Genomic DNA, 14,006 nt, shown 5'->3' with positions numbered 1-14,006 from the left:
CCGCCCGCCGCGAATCCCCTGTCTCATCATGACGAAGCAAGCCGGCTGCGCAGAGGTGAGGCAAGCTCGATTTGTGGGCAGTTCACCCCGCCAGCATGGCCACCGGCGCCTTGCAGACGCCGGTCACCTCGAGGTGCCGGGCGACCCGCAGCGCGATGTCCTCGCGCCACGCCGGCGCGATCACCTGCACCCCGATCGGCAGCTTGGCGCCGTCCAGCCACACCGGCACGGCGACGACCGGCAGGCCGACGAACGAGATCGGCTGGGTGAAGAGGCCGATGTTCGCCCGCGCCAGCATCTCCACCCCATCGAGCGTCACCATCTTGGTGCCGGTCTCCGGCGCATGAAACGGCGTCGCCGGGGCGATGATGACGTCGACCGTATCGAACAGCTTGCGCATCTCGTCGCGGAACCACGAGCGGAACCGGTGCGCCGCGGTCAGCCACACCGCCGGCACCATGGCGCCCGCGAGGAAGCGGTCGCGCGTGTCGGGGTCGTAGTCCGCCGGCCGGGTCTGGATCCGTTCGAGATGCAGCGCCGAGGATTCGGCATTGGTGATCACGTAGGCCGCGGCGCGCGCCCGCTCCGCCTCCGGCAGGATCACCTCGTCGCGGGCGCCCAGCGCCGCGGCGACGAGATCGACCGCCGCCCGGGCCTCGGGCATCTGCCTGGTGCGGAAATAGCCGCCGGCCACCGCGACGCGCAGCCCGTCGAGCCCGCGCTCGAGTTCGGGCAGCGTCGGCAGCGACGGCCGCGCCGCCTGGGCCGGGTCGAGCGGATCGATGCCCTGCAGCACGTCGAAGACGAGGGCGAGGTCCTCGGCCGAGCGGGCGAACGGCCCGAGATGGTCGAGGCTGGCGACGAAGGGATAGGTGCGGGCGCGGGTCAGCCGCCCGAAGGTCGGCTTCAAACCGTAGAGCCCGCAGAACGACGCCGGCACGCGGATCGAGCCGTTGGTGTCCGAGCCGAGCGAGATCGGCACCATGCCGGCGCCGACCGCCGTGCCCGAGCCGCCCGAGGAGCCGCCGGACATGCGGCCGGGATCGTGCGGGTTGCGGGCGTTGCCGTCGTGGATGTTCTCGCCGGTGAAGTCATAGGCGTATTCGCCCATGTTGAGGCCGCCGAGCAGCAGCCCGCCGGCCGCCTGCATCCGCGTCACCAGCGTCGCGTCGTGCGCCGCCGGCGCGTTGTCGCGGTTGATCTTCGAGCCGGCGCGGGTGACGACGCCCTCGATGTCGAAGAGGTTCTTCACCGCATAGGGCACGCCCGCGAGCGGCAGCGTCTCGCCGGCCGCGAGCTTCGCGTCGACCGCGTCGGCCTCGGCTAGCGCGCGGGCGGCGGTGACGTCGGTGAAGGCGTTCAGCGTCTCGTCGACCGCGGCGATCTTCTCCAGCGCCAGCGTCGCGAGGTCGCGCGCCGAGACCTCGCGGGTCGCGACGGCGCGGGCGATGGCGGTGGCACTGCCATTCAGGATGTCGAGGCTCATCGGCTCAGGCCTCGAACACGAAGGCGGGCTCGACGTGATCGTCGAGGCGGTGGCCGAGCACGAGGGCGGCCATGCGGTGGGTGGTGCGGAGATTGGCGACCACGGCAGGCTTCCAGTCCGGCCGGAGGTCGAGCCCCATCACGCGGGCCATCAGCTCCGCATAGGCTTCCGCGTCGAAGGTCTCGCTCATGCCGTCTCCATCGCCACTGCCGCTGCGAGCGCCGCGAGCGGCGCCGTCCAGCCGACGATCGCCCCCTGCGCCCGGATCATCGCCATCGCGGCGTCCTTGAATTCCGGAAAATAGCTCTCGGTCGCGTCTTCGATCAGCAGGTTGTCGAAGCCACGATCGTTGGCCTCCCGCATCGTCGTCTGGACGCAGACCTCGGTGGTCACGCCCGCGAACACGAGATGGGTGGTGCCGAGCCCCTCCAGAATCGTGCCGAGGTCCGTCGCATAGAAGGCACCCTTGCCGGGCTTGTCCAGCACGTATTCCCCCGCGATCGGCGCCAGCGCGTCGACGATGCCGTGCCCCGGCTCGCCGTGGATCAGGATCCGCCCCATCGGCCCCTTGTCGCCGATCCGCAGCGTCGGGCTGCCGCGCAGCCGCTTCGCCGGCGGGCAGTCGGAGAGGTCGGGCCTGTGGCCCTCGCGGGTGTGGATCACCGGCCAGCCGTTGTCGCGGAACACCTTCAGGAGCCCCGCCACCCCGGGCAGGATCGCCTGCAGGCGGCTGACGTCGTTGCCGAGCGTATCGCCGAACCCGCCGGGCTCGACGAAGTCGCGCTGCATGTCGATGACGATGAGGGCGACCTTGTCCGGGGGGAAGGTGTAGGCGAAGGGGCTGGCGTCGACGGTGATCATGGGGCGGGGTTCCTGGGGAGATCGGAATTGAAGGCGGCGTCGGAGCTCCGCGGCGGGCTCCCCCCCTCCCCGACCCTCCCCCTCGAGGGGGGAGGGGGAACGAAGGTCAGGAGCACGGCACCGGCCGCCCCCTCCCCCCGCGAGGGGGAGGGTTGGGGAGGGGGGGACCATCCACCCGGCACGTCCGCGCCCGTTCGCGCCCCCGCGCCTCGCGCCCCCACCACCTTCTCGAACCCGAAGACGAACATCGCCGCCCCTCCCCGTCTCAGTGATGACCCGCCATCGCCTGGCCGATCGTGGCGCGGTCGGTCTCGCCGATCGGGGCGACGTAGTCGATGCGCCCCTCGGACATCACCGCGACGCGGTCGGAGAGTTCGAGGATCTCGTCGAGGTCCTCGGAGACGAGCAGCACCGCGGCGCCGCCGTTGCGCTGGTCCATGATCTGGCTGCGGATCTCGGCGATCGACGCGAAGTCGAGGCCGAAGCAGGGGTTGGCGACGATCAGCACCTCGACCTGGGTCGAGAGCTCGCGCGCCAGCACCGCGCGCTGCACGTTGCCGCCCGAGAGGTTCTCGATCGGCTCGTCCGGGCCCGGCGTCTTCACCCGGTAGGCGGCGATCAGTTCCTTCGCCTTCGCCCGCATCGGGCCGGGCGACAGGAAGCCGCGGCGCTTCGAGATCGGCGGCTGGTCGAAGGAGCGGAAGGCGAGGTTCTCCGCCACCGTCATCCGCCGCACGCAGGCGTTCTTCAGCGGCTCTTCCGGCAGGCCGAACACCTTGAACTTCGCCATCTTCTCGCGGCTCGGCTCATAGGGCTGGTCCTTCACGAAGAAGCGGCCGGAGGTGAGGTCGCGCTGGCCGGTCAGCGTCTCGATCAGTTCCGACTGGCCGTTGCCGGAGACGCCGGCAATGCCGACGATCTCGCCGGCGCGGATCTTCAGGTTGACGGCGTCGACCGCCGGCAGGCCCTCGTCGTCCTCGGCGCAGATGCCGGCGAGGTCGAGCACCACCGGCTGCTTCTCGAAGGTTTTCCGCGCCGCGCGCTCGCGCAGCTTCATGTCGCCGATCATCATCCGGCTCATCTCGGCGACCGACACGTTCGCCGTGACGCCGCCGCCCATGTACTCGCCCTTGCGCAGCACCGAGAACTCGTCGGCGAACGCCGTCACTTCACGGAACTTGTGGGAGATCATCAGGATGGTGAGGTCGCCGGCATCCGTCATGGTCTTCAGGAGGCCGAGGATCTCGTCGGCCTCGCCGGGGGTCAGCACCGAGGTCGGCTCGTCGAGGATCAGGAAGCGCTGGTCGAGATAGAGCTGCTTCAGGATTTCGAGCTTCTGCTTCTCGCCGGCGGCGAGCGACGACACCGGCACGTCGAGCGGCACCCGGAACGGCATCCGGTCGAACAGCGCGTCGAGCGACTTCTTTTCCTTCTTCCAGTCGATCACCGACGGCACGTCGGCGCGGGCGATCACCAGGTTCTCGGTCGCCGTCAGCGACGGCACCAGCGTGAAGTGCTGGTAGACCATGCCGATGCCGACGTCGCGCGCCACCTTCGGGTTGCTGATCTCGGTCTCGCGCCCGTCGATCAGCACGCTGCCGCGCGTCGGCTGGTAGAAGCCCATGATGCACTTCACCAGCGTCGACTTGCCGGCGCCGTTCTCGCCGAGCAGCGCGTGGAACGAGCCGGGCTTCACCTTGATCGACACGTCGCCGAGCGCGACCATCGAGCCGAAGATCTTGGTCATGCCGATGGTTTCGAGCCCGATCGCCTTCTTCGCGCCGAGTGGCGACACGGGCGGCTCGGCGAGGGCGGCTGCGGTGGCGCTCATGTCTGTCGCTCCTTGAGGTCGGTCGGCGGATCAAAAATCACGAGATGGCGGCGATGAAGGCGTCCGAGGTCGCCACCGCGCCGAAGACGCCGCCCTGCATCTTCACCATGTCGAGGGCGGCGAGGTGGTTTTCGAGCTTGGTGGCGGCGGTGCAGTCGGAGAGCAGCAGGCACTCGTAGCCGCGGTCGTTGGCGTCGCGCATCGTGGTGTGGACGCAGACGTCGGTGGTGACGCCGGTCAGCACGATGTTGCGGATGCGCTTCGTCTGCAGCACGAGGTCGAAGTCGGTGGCGAGGAACGAGCCCTTGCCCGGCTTGTCGATGATCGCCTCGCCGGCCACCGGCTGCAGCTCCGGGATGATCTCCCAGCCCGGCTCGCCGCGCACCAGGATGCGCCCGCACGGCCCCTGGTCGCCGATGCCGGCGCCGATCCGCTGCGAGCGCCAGCGCTTGTTGGCGGGAAGATCCGAAAGGTCCGGCTTGTGGCCTTCGCGGGTGTGGATGACGGTGAAACCCTTGGCCCTGACGGCATCGAGCAGCCGCGCGATCGGCTCGATCGGCGCCCGGGTCAGCGCGATGTCGTAGCCCATCGAGTCGACGTAGCCGCCCGGGGCGCAGAAATCGACCTGCATGTCGATGACGACGATGGCGGTGTTTTCGGGCCGGAGGTCGCCGTCGAACGGCCAGGCATAGGGCTCGGAGTCAATGGTTCGCCCGCCGGCGACGCGGGCGGCGTCGATGCGCTCGTCGAGGGTGGTGGTCATGGGGAGCCCCTTTCGATCGGGATCGCGGCGGCCCTGACGTGGGGCCCACCCCTCTCCCTGTCCCTCCCCCACAAGGGGGGAGGGGACGACACGATGAAGGCCGAGGCGGGACTGAAACGGCGGTTGCGGGCGGCGACGGGCCGATCCCCCAGCGTCCCCTCCCCCCTTGTGGGGGAGGGACAGGGACAGGGGTGAGCCGCACGGCACGGCCCTCCCGCAGTACCCGGCGAAAGAGCGCGACGTGGCCTCACTCCGCCGCCTCCTTCTTCGCGCTCTCCCCATACACCCGCGTCGGCGCCGGGAACCCACACCCCGTCCCGTCCGTCACCTTGACCTCGTCCTCCCACGGCAGCCGGTACTCGCCCGCCACCATGTCCTTCATGAACGTATAGGGACAGTCCTGCGCCCCGCCCTTCACCGCGACGTAGCCGCGGTGGCCGAGCTGGTAGATGTTGTTCTCGACGCCCCAGTGGATGCGCGCCTCGCGCACGAGGTCGGGGCGGACTTCCGCGGTGATGATCTCGTCCGGACGCCCGGTTTCGCCGTGGGCGATCACCGAGCCATCGAAGTTGACGATCATGCCCTCGCCCATGGAATCGAAGCTGCCGTCCGAGCCGCACATGCAGACGTTGGCGGTGATCATCAGGTTCTGGAAGGCGTTGGCCTGGTTGGTGAAGCGCCAGCTGGTGCGGATCGGCGCGGTGTAGCCGGCCGTGCGCAGCATGATCTCGGCGCCCTTGTAGGCGCACTCGCGCGCCATCTCCGGGAACATGCCGTCGTGGCAGATGATGAGCGCGATCTTCGCGCCCTTCGGCCCCTCGATCACCGGAATGCCGAGGTCGCCCGGCTCCCACGGCTCGACCGGCACCCAGGGATGAAGCTTGCGGTAGTAGAGCTTCACCTCGCCCTTATCGTCGATGATCAGGCCGGTGTTCCAGGGATAGCCGTCGGGGTTGTACTCCATGATGGAGAAGCAGCCCCAGATGCGGTTGTCGATGCAGGCCTGCTTGAAGGCCGCGACCTCCGGCCCGTCCATCCGGCACATGATCGCCGGGTTGGTGTCCATCGACAGGCCATGCAGCGCGTATTCGGGGAACACCACGAGATCCATGGTGCCGAGGTTGCGCCGGGCCTTGCCGACCATCTCGACGATGCGGGCGGTCTGCGCCGCAAGGTCCGCCGGCGTCGCGACGAGCGGCAGCTTCAGCTGCACCAGCCCGATCACCACGCCGTTCGGCGACTTGTTGAGACCTCCGAGACCGTTCATCGCTGTTCTCCTGCTGTGGCCTTGCCCCCGCCCAGCCGTTTGTCATGGCGCCGCCCCGGTCGCACCGGGACGGCGAAACCGGTGCTACTTGGTGATCGACAGTTCGCCCGGCGCGCCCTTCAGCGAGCGCTTCGGCGAGATCGACAGGATCATGATGGCGAGCGTCATCAGGTAGGGCGCCGCGTTGAAGAAGTGGTAGCCGCGCGAGATGCCGATCGACTGCAGCGCCGGCCCGAGCGCACCGGCAGCCCCGAACAGCAGCGCCGCGCCAAAACAGGCGAGCGGGTTCCAGCGCGAGAAGATCACGAGCGCCACCGCCATAAGGCCTTGCCCTGAGGAGAGGCCCTCGGTCCAGCTGCCCGGATAGAACAGCGACAGGAACGAGCCGCCGACCCCGGCGAGGAAGCCGCCGGCGGCGGTGGCGAGGAAGCGGACGAGGTTGACGTTGACGCCGAGCGCCAGCGCCGCCGGGGCGCTGTCGCCCGTGGTGCGCACGACGAGGCCGAGGCGGGTGTTCTTGAACGCCCACCACATCGCCACCGCCAGCACCGCGCCGACGAGGAACAGCGGGTTGACGTCCATCACCTGCCGGATCTGCGGATTGTCCGACCACCAGCCGAGCGGGATCGACGGCAGCCGCGGCGCGGCGGGCTGGATGTAGGCCTTGCCGAAAAAGAAGGCGAGGCCGGTGCCGAACAGCATCAGCGCGATGCCGATGGCGATGTCGTTCACCTTCGGCAGCTTGCAGATGTAACCGTGCAGGGCGCCGAACATCATGCCGGCAAACCCCGCGACCAGCACGCCGAGCCACGGCGAGCCGGTCTCGTAGGAGATCGCGTAGGCCGACATCGCACCGAACACGAGGGTGCCCTCGAGCCCGAGGTTGATGCGGCCCGACTTCTCGGTGAGGCACTCGCCGAGGCTGACGAACAGGAACGGCGTCGAGACGCGGATCGCGCCTGCGATCATCGCGAAGAGGACCGTGGAAAGGCCGGCGTCGTCCATGGTCAGGCTCCCTTCGGCTTGAAGATCGCGAGGCGGCCGTACATCGTTTCGCTGACGAGCAGCACGACGAACATCAGCCCCTGCAGCACCAGCACGGTGGCGTCCGGCAGGTCCATGCGCCGCTGCACGAGGCCGCCCGAGGCGGCGATGCCGCCGAGCAGGATCGCGACCGGCACGATGGCGAGCGGGTTGTGGCGGGCGAGGAACGACACGAGGATGCCGGTGAAGCCGTAGCCGGCGATCAGCGAGGCGTTCGCCTTGCCGTGGATCGCCGCCACCTCGAAGTAGCCGGCAAGCCCGGCGCAGGCCCCCGCGAGCGCGCAGGAGATCACCACGAGGCGCCCGACCGGCAGCCCCTGCCCCTGTGCCGCGCGGACGTTGCCGCCGGTGACGCGGGCGGCGAAGCCGAACGTCGTCCGGTTCATCAGGATCCAGACCAGGATGCAGGCGACGATGCCGGCCGCCAGCCCCCAGTGCACCGAGGTGCCGGGGATCGGGCCGATCATGTTCTCCGCCCCGATCGGCGCCGTCGACGGCTTGTTCGGGTCGGAGGGATCGCGCAGCGCGCCTTCGACGAAGAAGTTGAGGATCGAGACGGCGATGTAGAACAGCAGCAGGCTGGAGATGGTCTCGTTGATGCCGCGGTAGTGGCGCAGCCAGCCGACCGCGCCGATCCAGAACGCCCCGGCGATGGCCGCGGCGAGGAACATCACCGGCATCACGACGAAGGGCGACGCCCACGACGTCATCGGGATGGCGATCGCCGCCGCCGCGAAACCGCCGAGCACCAGCGCGCCCTCGCCGCCGATCACCGTCATGCCGAGCCGGGCGGGAATCGCGACGCAGAGCGCGGTCAGGATCAGTGGCGAGGCGCGCACCAGCGTGTTCTGCCAGGAGAAGGCGGTGCCGAAGCCGCCGCGCCAGACCAGCGAGAAGAACTCCACCGGCGACTTGCCGACGAGCAGCAGGAAGATCGAGAACAGCAGCCCCGAGGCGATGAGCGCCAGCACGGGAATGACCACGAATTCCGACGAGCGCCGGAAGCGGTCGATCGTCTCTGCCAGGGCGAACCCGTTTGCCGGGGCGGCGGTATCGGCCATGTTGGCTCCGGATGAAGTGCGGACAGGAGGCGGCATTTCGGTCAGAACCGGCCACGAAGCGGCCGGCCGAAGCTCGTCAGTCGGGACCCTCGATCCCGCCCGCGTCGTCGATCACCGCGACGACGCGGAAGCGCTCGCACCAGAGCGGCATGTTCTCGGCAAACACCCCGGCGCGGGTGAAGTAGGCCTGGTGCGCCGCGCGCCAAAAGCGCAGCGACCGGTCGCCCTCCCCCTCGTCGAAGGCGAGATCGTCGCCGACCTCGTCGAAGCGCCGGAGCGTCACCTCGAGCGTCTCGATCACGCAGCGCGGGCGGCCGGATCCGTCGAGCATCACCGAACGGGAGCCGACCGGATAGTCAGGCTCCGGCCCCCGCGCATGATCGCAACTCGCCGTCTTGACGCCGGCGAGCACCAGCGCCGCGAGTTCGTCGGCGAGCGCGGGGCTGTCGCCGAAGGAGAAGGTCGGAAGGCTCCGCCAGTCATCCATCGCCGCCGTCCCGCGCCCGCCGCTCCGGCGCCGTCAGGTGATCGAGCCGACCACGCCCTCGATCAGGTAGTCGGTCTGGTCGAGCGCCGGGTCGTAGTTGTCGAGCGAGGCGCCCGCCGCCACGAGGTCGGTGCCGTCCTGCTTCTTGACCGGACCGACGAAGATCGGCTTGCCGGCCTTCACTTCCTCGCGGGCCGCATCAGCCGCGGCGATCGCCTCGGGGCTGGCGCCGGCGCCATAAGGGGTCGACTGCACGAAGTCCTTGTCGAAGCCGCCGCCGATGAAGTTCGGCAGGTCTTCGCCCGCCGCGACCTTGGCGGCATAGTCCTTGTAGATCGTCTCCCACTTGTACTCGGCGCCGGTGATGAAGCCCTTCGGCGCGAGCGGGGCCTGGCTGGCGTTGTGACCACAGGTCTTGACGCCGCGGCCCTCGGCGGTCTCGATCACCACCTTGGGGCCGTCGACGTGGCAGGTGAGCACGTCGCATCCGGCGTCGATCAGCGCGTTGGCGGCTTCCGCCTCGCGCACCGGCATCGACCACTCGCCGGTGAAGATCACCTGCACGGTGGCGGCCGGGTTCACCTTCTTCACGCCGATCGCGAAGGAGTTGATGTTGCGCAGCACGGTGCCGATGGGCTTAGCCGCGACGAAGCCGAGTTTGTTCGTCGTGGTCGAGAGGCCGGCGGCGATACCGTCGACGTAGTGGGCCTGGTCGAGGTAGCCGAAATACGAGCCGGCGTTGGCCGGGTCACCCTCGGTCCACAGCGGAGCGGCGTGGCGGAACTTCACGTCCGGGAACTTCGCTGCCATGTCGAGCACGAACGGCTTGTAGTAGCCGAACGAGGTCGCGAAGATCAGCGAGGCGCCGTCGAGGTTGATCATCGATTCCATCGACTGGGCGACGGAGATCGTCTCGGGGACGTTCTCTTCCTCGATCACGGTGACGTCCGGAACCTGCTTCAGCGCGGCGGCCGCGACCGCATGGGCCTGGTTCCAGCCGAAGTCGTCACGCGGACCGACGTAGAGGATGCCGATGGTGAGCCCCGCGGCGCGCGCCGGCAGGATCGAGGAGAGACCGGTCGAGAGGCCGAGGGCGCCGATGCCGGCTCCCTTCAGAATGGTGCGGCGATCGAATTTGCGCGTGAACATCGTGCGGAAGCCCCCTTGGAACCCGTCCGGCCGGGAAAGCGCCGCGGCCAGGAACGTCGGTTAACAGCAGCAACCCGCGTGCCACTCGGGCGGGGCGCCTCGAAATCGCTTCGGAGCGGCGGCGTCGGGCCGGAACGCGTTTGAAAACAGTCGGATAATGCGTGCACAGCCTATCGCGGGCTGCGGGCAGCCGATGCGCGAGCGCTTGAATTGCATACATGTCAGGCGCCAACGCCCAATTCTGCGGCAGCCGCCGCCGCGCTGACCCGCAGCGACGCGGAAATCGATGGGCTTGCCAACCGCGCCGCGGCCCAAGTCCCTGATTTAACACGAGTTGGTCCATCCCCCGTCGCACAAAGAACGGACAGCTTGATCTGCCACAAATGCACCGCCCTTTGTGTGGGCCTACGGTGACGGCCACCCCCGGTTGCCGTGACCCTCACACCCGAGCAAAGGAGGTGTTCCTGTGGCTGAGCAGACCAGTCGGACCTTTGGCAGCGCCATATCGCGGCGCGGCTTCATCACCGGGCTCGGCGCGACCGCCGCCCTGATCGCGTCCGGCAGCCTCGTCGAGGCGGCGAACAGCTTTCACATCGTCATCTACGGCGGCACGTCGGCCGGCGTCATCGCGGCCTGCGCCGCCGCGCGCGACAATCTGCGCGTCGCGCTGATCATCGGGCCGAACCCGATAGGCGGCATGACGGCGAACGGGCTCAGCAAGAGCGACCTCGGCTCGACCGGCCGCGTCGGCGGGCTGACGGAGCGCTTCTTCACCACCCTCGGCCGCCACTACGGCATCCCGGTCGCCAACCACTTCGAGCCGCATGTCGCCGAGGGCCTGTTCCGCAGCTGGCTCGGCGAAAGCGGCTGCACGGTCTACGACCGCGACATCGCCGAGGTGCGCGGCGCGGTGATGGACGGCAACAGGATCCGCGTGCTGCGCCTCGCCGACGGCACCGTCATCGGCGGCCGCGTCTTCATCGATTGCAGCTACGAGGGCGACCTGATGGCACAGGCAGGCGTCGCGCACGATGTCGGCCGCGACGCGGACACGACCTATTCCGAAAGCATGGCCGGCTTCGGCAAGGGCTTCCGCTACAGCTCGATCCGGGCCCGCAACGCGCAGGGCCAGCTCATACCGGGGGTGAAGCCTTATCCCAGACTTGCGATCGGCGCGCGCGACGCCGGCGTGATGGGCTACAACTTCCGCCTCAGCCTCACCAGCGACCCGGCCGAACGGGTGCCCTTCGCCGCACCCCCCGGCTACAATCCCGACCTCTACGCGATCGATCTCGCCAAGCGCTGGCGATCGTTCCATCCGGGCGGCGCGCTCAGCGTCGCGCCGACCAAGTACGACCGCAACGACGACGAGTACATCGGCGAGAACTGGCTCTACCCGAAAAGCAGCCGGGCAGTGCGCGCGAAGATCGTCGCCGCCCATAAGACCTACCAGGCGGGTCGTCTGTACTTCCTCGCCAACGATCCGCGCGTGCCCGCCGAATGTCGCGAGATGGCGCAGCTCTACGGGCTGTCGGGCAGCGAGTTCGGCGACAACGGCCATTGGCCGCGGCAGATCTACATCCGGGAGGCGCGCCGGATGCGCGGCATGTACAAGATGAAGCAGCAGAATGCCGTCGATCCGGTGACGTTCCCCGACCCGGCCTTCATGTGGAGCTACGGCCTCGACAGCCACTTCGTCCAGCGCCTGGAGGCACCCGACGGCGGCATCCTGAGCGAAGGCAGCTTCGGCGCCAGCGGGCCGCCGACCAAGATCTGGCGGATGCCGCTGCGGGCCCTGCTGCCGATCCGGTCGAACTGCATCAACCTGATCGTCCCGGTCTGTGCCTCCATCACCCGCGTCTTTGCCACCTGCTACCGGATGGAGCCGTCCTACATGATGGCGGGCGAGGCCGCCGCGGTGCTGGCGACGGTCGCGGTCCGCGAGCACTGCCATGTGCAGGACGTCGACCGGCCGGCGCTGTCGCGCAAGCTCGCCGGCCTCGGCGCCAAGCTCTGACCCAGCGTGGCACCGACCGCCGGATCGCCCCTCAGAACACCGACCGGCCCCCGATCGTCAGCAGCCGGCGCACGTCGTCGTCGTCCTCGACCCAGCGCGTCAGCGTCTCGATCGTCACCATGCGGTCGCGCTCGCCGGCGCCGCCGAGGTGCTCGTAGGGCTCGAACGGATCGCCGAGGTGGCTCAGCACGGCGAAGGCGCCGGGAAACTCCTGACCTCTGCTGAAGGCGCTCGGCGTGATCACGGCACGGATGCCCGCTGCCGTCGCCGCCTGCAGGCCATTGGCGGAATCCTCCAGCACGAGGCAGCGGCTCGCCGGCAGCTTCAGCCGACGCAGGACCTCGAGATAGACGTCCGGCGCCGGCTTCTTCGCCGCCACCATGTCGCCGGTGACGATCACTTCGAAGGATTCGAGTCCGCGCACGTCGAGCGTCGCCATCAGCAGCGCCTCGACGTTGGCCTGCGACGTCGTCGTGGCGATGGCGAGCCGCACCCCCTTCGCCCGCGCCTCGTCGATCAGCCGTTCGACGCCGATGCGCAGCCGCGCCGTCTGCTCGTCGATCAGCGCCGCATAGAGCCGGGTTTTCAGCGTGTGCAACTGGTCGAGACGCTCCAGCGCCGCCTTGCCGCCGGGCGGATCATAGGCGGCGACGTAGTGGCGGATCCGCTCCCGGCCGCCGGCGACCTCCAGCAGCTTGCCATAGAGCGCCGGGTCCCAGCTCCAGCCGAGCTCGAAGCGGTTGAACGCGGCGTTGAACGCGCGGCGGTGCACCTCCTCGGTTTCCGAGAGAGTGCCGTCACAGTCGAAGATCAGCGCCTTCAGCGCGCTCATCGCGCCGGCTCCGTCAGCCGTCCCGCGAGGTCGGCGACGACGCCGGCAAGCCCGCCGAAATCGTCGATCACGGCGTCGGCGCCGAGCTCGGCGGCGGGAACCGAGGTGTAGCCGTAGCGCACTACGACGACCGGCACGCCGGCCGCGCGCGCCGCGCCGACGTCGGCGCCGCTGTCTCCGACGAAGAGGCAATCTCGTGGCGCGACGCCGAGTGCGGCGGCCGCCGCCAGCACGAGATCCGGCGCCGGCTTCTTCGGCGGCCCGTGATCGCCGCCGATCACCGCGCCGAACCAGCCGGTGAGGCCGAGCTGGTCGAGGATCACATGGCTCGGCGCCTCGGGCTTGTTGGTGCACACCGCCATCGGCACGCGGCCGGCCCTCAGCGCCGCGATCACCGGTTCGACGCCGGGATAGAGCCGCGTGAGGCGCGCCGCGCGCGGCTCGTACAGCGATCGGAACCGGTCCACCGCCTCGGCGAGACCGGCGTCGGCATAGACGACACCGCGCGCGGCAAGACCGCGCTGCACCAGCTTCTCGACGCCGTGGCCGATCATGCCGCGCACCGTCTCCGCCCCGAGCGGCGCAAAGCCGTCCTCAGCCAGCAGTTCATCCAGCGCCTCGGCGAGGTCGGGCAGCGAATCGACGAGGGTGCCGTCGAGATCGAAGAGATAGGCGGCAGGCCAGGGGCTCGCCGTCAGGTTTCCGGTCAAGGGATGGTCCTTCGCGAAAATCGAGAGCCCGGCGCGGCGCCGGTTTCCCATGATGGCCTCGCCCGGCCCGGACGGCAACCACCGCGCCCGAACCCGCCGGGCACGAAACCCGCGCTCAGATCCCGGCGATCCGCGCCACGAAGGCGGCGATCGCATTCTCGTTGCGCTTGTAGAACACCCACTGCCCGACCCGCTGCGGCGTGATCAGCCCGGCCGCGGCCAGGGTGGAGAGATGCGTCGACACCGACGATTGCGACAGGCCGCAGCGCTCGAACTGGCCGGCACAGATCCCCATATCCACCGGATGGCGCTGGTCGGGAAAATGCTGCTCCGGCTGCTTCAGCCAGGCCAGCATCGCGCGGCGCGCCGGATGCGCCAGCGCCTTCAGGATCACGTCGTCGTCAGCGGTTTGCATATCGGACAGTATCGATATATAGATCGGAACAGTCAAATATATACGATGGCGTCCGCGCCCTGTCATGCGGATTGTCACGCGCC

At 69.2% G+C, this 14,006-nt stretch carries 14 protein-coding genes; 1 reads left to right on the top strand and 13 read right to left on the bottom strand.

What is annotated here, in order from left to right; genetic code table 11:
* Positions 1 to 82: 82 nt before the first annotated feature.
* The 10 genes from I5731_RS03025 to I5731_RS02980 form a co-directional block, all read right to left on the bottom strand.
* On the bottom strand, positions 83 to 1,486 hold the full coding sequence (locus I5731_RS03025; protein ID WP_197309884.1) for an AtzE family amidohydrolase: 1,404 nt from the start codon (positions 1,484 to 1,486) through the stop codon (positions 83 to 85).
* Positions 1,487 to 1,490: 4 nt separating this feature from the next.
* Complete coding sequence (locus I5731_RS03020) at positions 1,491 to 1,676, bottom strand: DUF4089 domain-containing protein (protein ID WP_197309883.1); 186 nt, start codon at positions 1,674 to 1,676, stop codon at positions 1,491 to 1,493.
* Positions 1,673 to 2,347: a cysteine hydrolase family protein gene (locus tag I5731_RS03015; protein ID WP_197309882.1), complete on the bottom strand. Its 675-nt coding sequence runs from the start codon at positions 2,345 to 2,347 to the stop codon at positions 1,673 to 1,675. The genes I5731_RS03020 and I5731_RS03015 overlap by 4 nt, the downstream gene beginning before the upstream one ends.
* 265 nt (positions 2,348 to 2,612) lie before the next feature.
* Positions 2,613 to 4,178: an ABC transporter ATP-binding protein gene (locus I5731_RS03010; protein WP_197309881.1), complete on the bottom strand. Its 1,566-nt coding sequence runs from the start codon at positions 4,176 to 4,178 to the stop codon at positions 2,613 to 2,615.
* Positions 4,179 to 4,215: 37 nt separating this feature from the next.
* Positions 4,216 to 4,941, bottom strand: a complete 726-nt coding sequence (gene biuH / locus I5731_RS03005; protein WP_197309880.1) for a biuret amidohydrolase — start codon at positions 4,939 to 4,941, stop codon at positions 4,216 to 4,218.
* Between the two features lie 247 nt (positions 4,942 to 5,188).
* Positions 5,189 to 6,208, bottom strand: coding sequence for a formamidase (locus I5731_RS03000; RefSeq protein WP_197309879.1), 1,020 nt, complete (start codon positions 6,206 to 6,208; stop codon positions 5,189 to 5,191).
* 84 nt (positions 6,209 to 6,292) lie between these two features.
* Entirely contained in the window at positions 6,293 to 7,213 is a 921-nt protein-coding gene (locus I5731_RS02995) for an ABC transporter permease (protein ID WP_197309878.1), read from the bottom strand.
* Between the two features lie 2 nt (positions 7,214 to 7,215).
* A complete protein-coding gene (locus I5731_RS02990; RefSeq protein WP_197309877.1) occupies positions 7,216 to 8,313 on the bottom strand; it encodes an ABC transporter permease in 1,098 nt (365 codons plus the stop codon).
* Positions 8,314 to 8,389: 76 nt separating this feature from the next.
* Positions 8,390 to 8,800 (bottom strand): ASCH domain-containing protein, encoded by a 411-nt coding sequence (locus I5731_RS02985; protein ID WP_197309876.1) that lies wholly within the window; start codon positions 8,798 to 8,800, stop codon positions 8,390 to 8,392.
* Positions 8,801 to 8,833: 33 nt separating this feature from the next.
* Complete coding sequence (locus I5731_RS02980) at positions 8,834 to 9,949, bottom strand: BMP family ABC transporter substrate-binding protein (RefSeq protein ID WP_197309875.1); 1,116 nt, start codon at positions 9,947 to 9,949, stop codon at positions 8,834 to 8,836.
* Positions 9,950 to 10,415: 466 nt separating this feature from the next.
* Between I5731_RS02980 and I5731_RS02975 the strand changes: the two genes are divergently transcribed.
* Entirely contained in the window at positions 10,416 to 11,966 is a 1,551-nt protein-coding gene (locus I5731_RS02975; protein WP_197309874.1) for an FAD-dependent oxidoreductase, read from the top strand.
* A 31-nt stretch (positions 11,967 to 11,997) separates the two neighbouring features.
* Here I5731_RS02975 and I5731_RS02970 read toward each other — a convergent pair whose 3' ends face one another.
* The 3 genes from I5731_RS02970 to I5731_RS02960 form a co-directional block, all read right to left on the bottom strand.
* Complete coding sequence (locus I5731_RS02970) at positions 11,998 to 12,798, bottom strand: HAD-IA family hydrolase (protein WP_197309873.1); 801 nt, start codon at positions 12,796 to 12,798, stop codon at positions 11,998 to 12,000.
* Positions 12,795 to 13,508 (bottom strand): phosphoglycolate phosphatase, encoded by a 714-nt coding sequence (gph, locus tag I5731_RS02965; protein WP_235981494.1) that lies wholly within the window; start codon positions 13,506 to 13,508, stop codon positions 12,795 to 12,797. Before gph ends, I5731_RS02970 begins: the two co-directional genes overlap by 4 nt.
* 115 nt (positions 13,509 to 13,623) lie before the next feature.
* A complete protein-coding gene (locus I5731_RS02960; RefSeq protein WP_197309871.1) occupies positions 13,624 to 13,923 on the bottom strand; it encodes an ArsR/SmtB family transcription factor in 300 nt (99 codons plus the stop codon).
* Positions 13,924 to 14,006: the final 83 nt, after the last annotated feature.

This window comes from Methylobrevis albus (assembly GCF_015904235.1).
Lineage (GTDB): Bacteria > Pseudomonadota > Alphaproteobacteria > Rhizobiales > Pleomorphomonadaceae > Methylobrevis_A > Methylobrevis_A albus.
This window is presented reverse-complemented; position numbering and strand designations above follow the sequence as displayed.

What these genes read in the sequence shown, in the direction of transcription:
- I5731_RS03025 (WP_197309884.1), bottom strand. Translation starts at nt 1,486, where the DNA reads ATGAGCCTCGACATCCTGAATGGCAGTGCCACCGCCATCGCCCGCGCC.
- I5731_RS03020 (WP_197309883.1), bottom strand. Translation starts at nt 1,676, where the DNA reads ATGAGCGAGACCTTCGACGCGGAAGCCTATGCGGAGCTGATGGCCCGC.
- I5731_RS03015 (WP_197309882.1), bottom strand. Translation starts at nt 2,347, where the DNA reads ATGATCACCGTCGACGCCAGCCCCTTCGCCTACACCTTCCCCCCGGAC.
- I5731_RS03010 (WP_197309881.1), bottom strand. Translation starts at nt 4,178, where the DNA reads ATGAGCGCCACCGCAGCCGCCCTCGCCGAGCCGCCCGTGTCGCCACTC.
- biuH (WP_197309880.1), bottom strand. Translation starts at nt 4,941, where the DNA reads ATGACCACCACCCTCGACGAGCGCATCGACGCCGCCCGCGTCGCCGGC.
- I5731_RS03000 (WP_197309879.1), bottom strand. Translation starts at nt 6,208, where the DNA reads ATGAACGGTCTCGGAGGTCTCAACAAGTCGCCGAACGGCGTGGTGATC.
- I5731_RS02995 (WP_197309878.1), bottom strand. Translation starts at nt 7,213, where the DNA reads ATGGACGACGCCGGCCTTTCCACGGTCCTCTTCGCGATGATCGCAGGC.
- I5731_RS02990 (WP_197309877.1), bottom strand. Translation starts at nt 8,313, where the DNA reads ATGGCCGATACCGCCGCCCCGGCAAACGGGTTCGCCCTGGCAGAGACG.
- I5731_RS02985 (WP_197309876.1), bottom strand. Translation starts at nt 8,800, where the DNA reads ATGGATGACTGGCGGAGCCTTCCGACCTTCTCCTTCGGCGACAGCCCC.
- I5731_RS02980 (WP_197309875.1), bottom strand. Translation starts at nt 9,949, where the DNA reads ATGTTCACGCGCAAATTCGATCGCCGCACCATTCTGAAGGGAGCCGGC.
- I5731_RS02970 (WP_197309873.1), bottom strand. Translation starts at nt 12,798, where the DNA reads ATGAGCGCGCTGAAGGCGCTGATCTTCGACTGTGACGGCACTCTCTCG.
- I5731_RS02960 (WP_197309871.1), bottom strand. Translation starts at nt 13,923, where the DNA reads ATGCAAACCGCTGACGACGACGTGATCCTGAAGGCGCTGGCGCATCCG.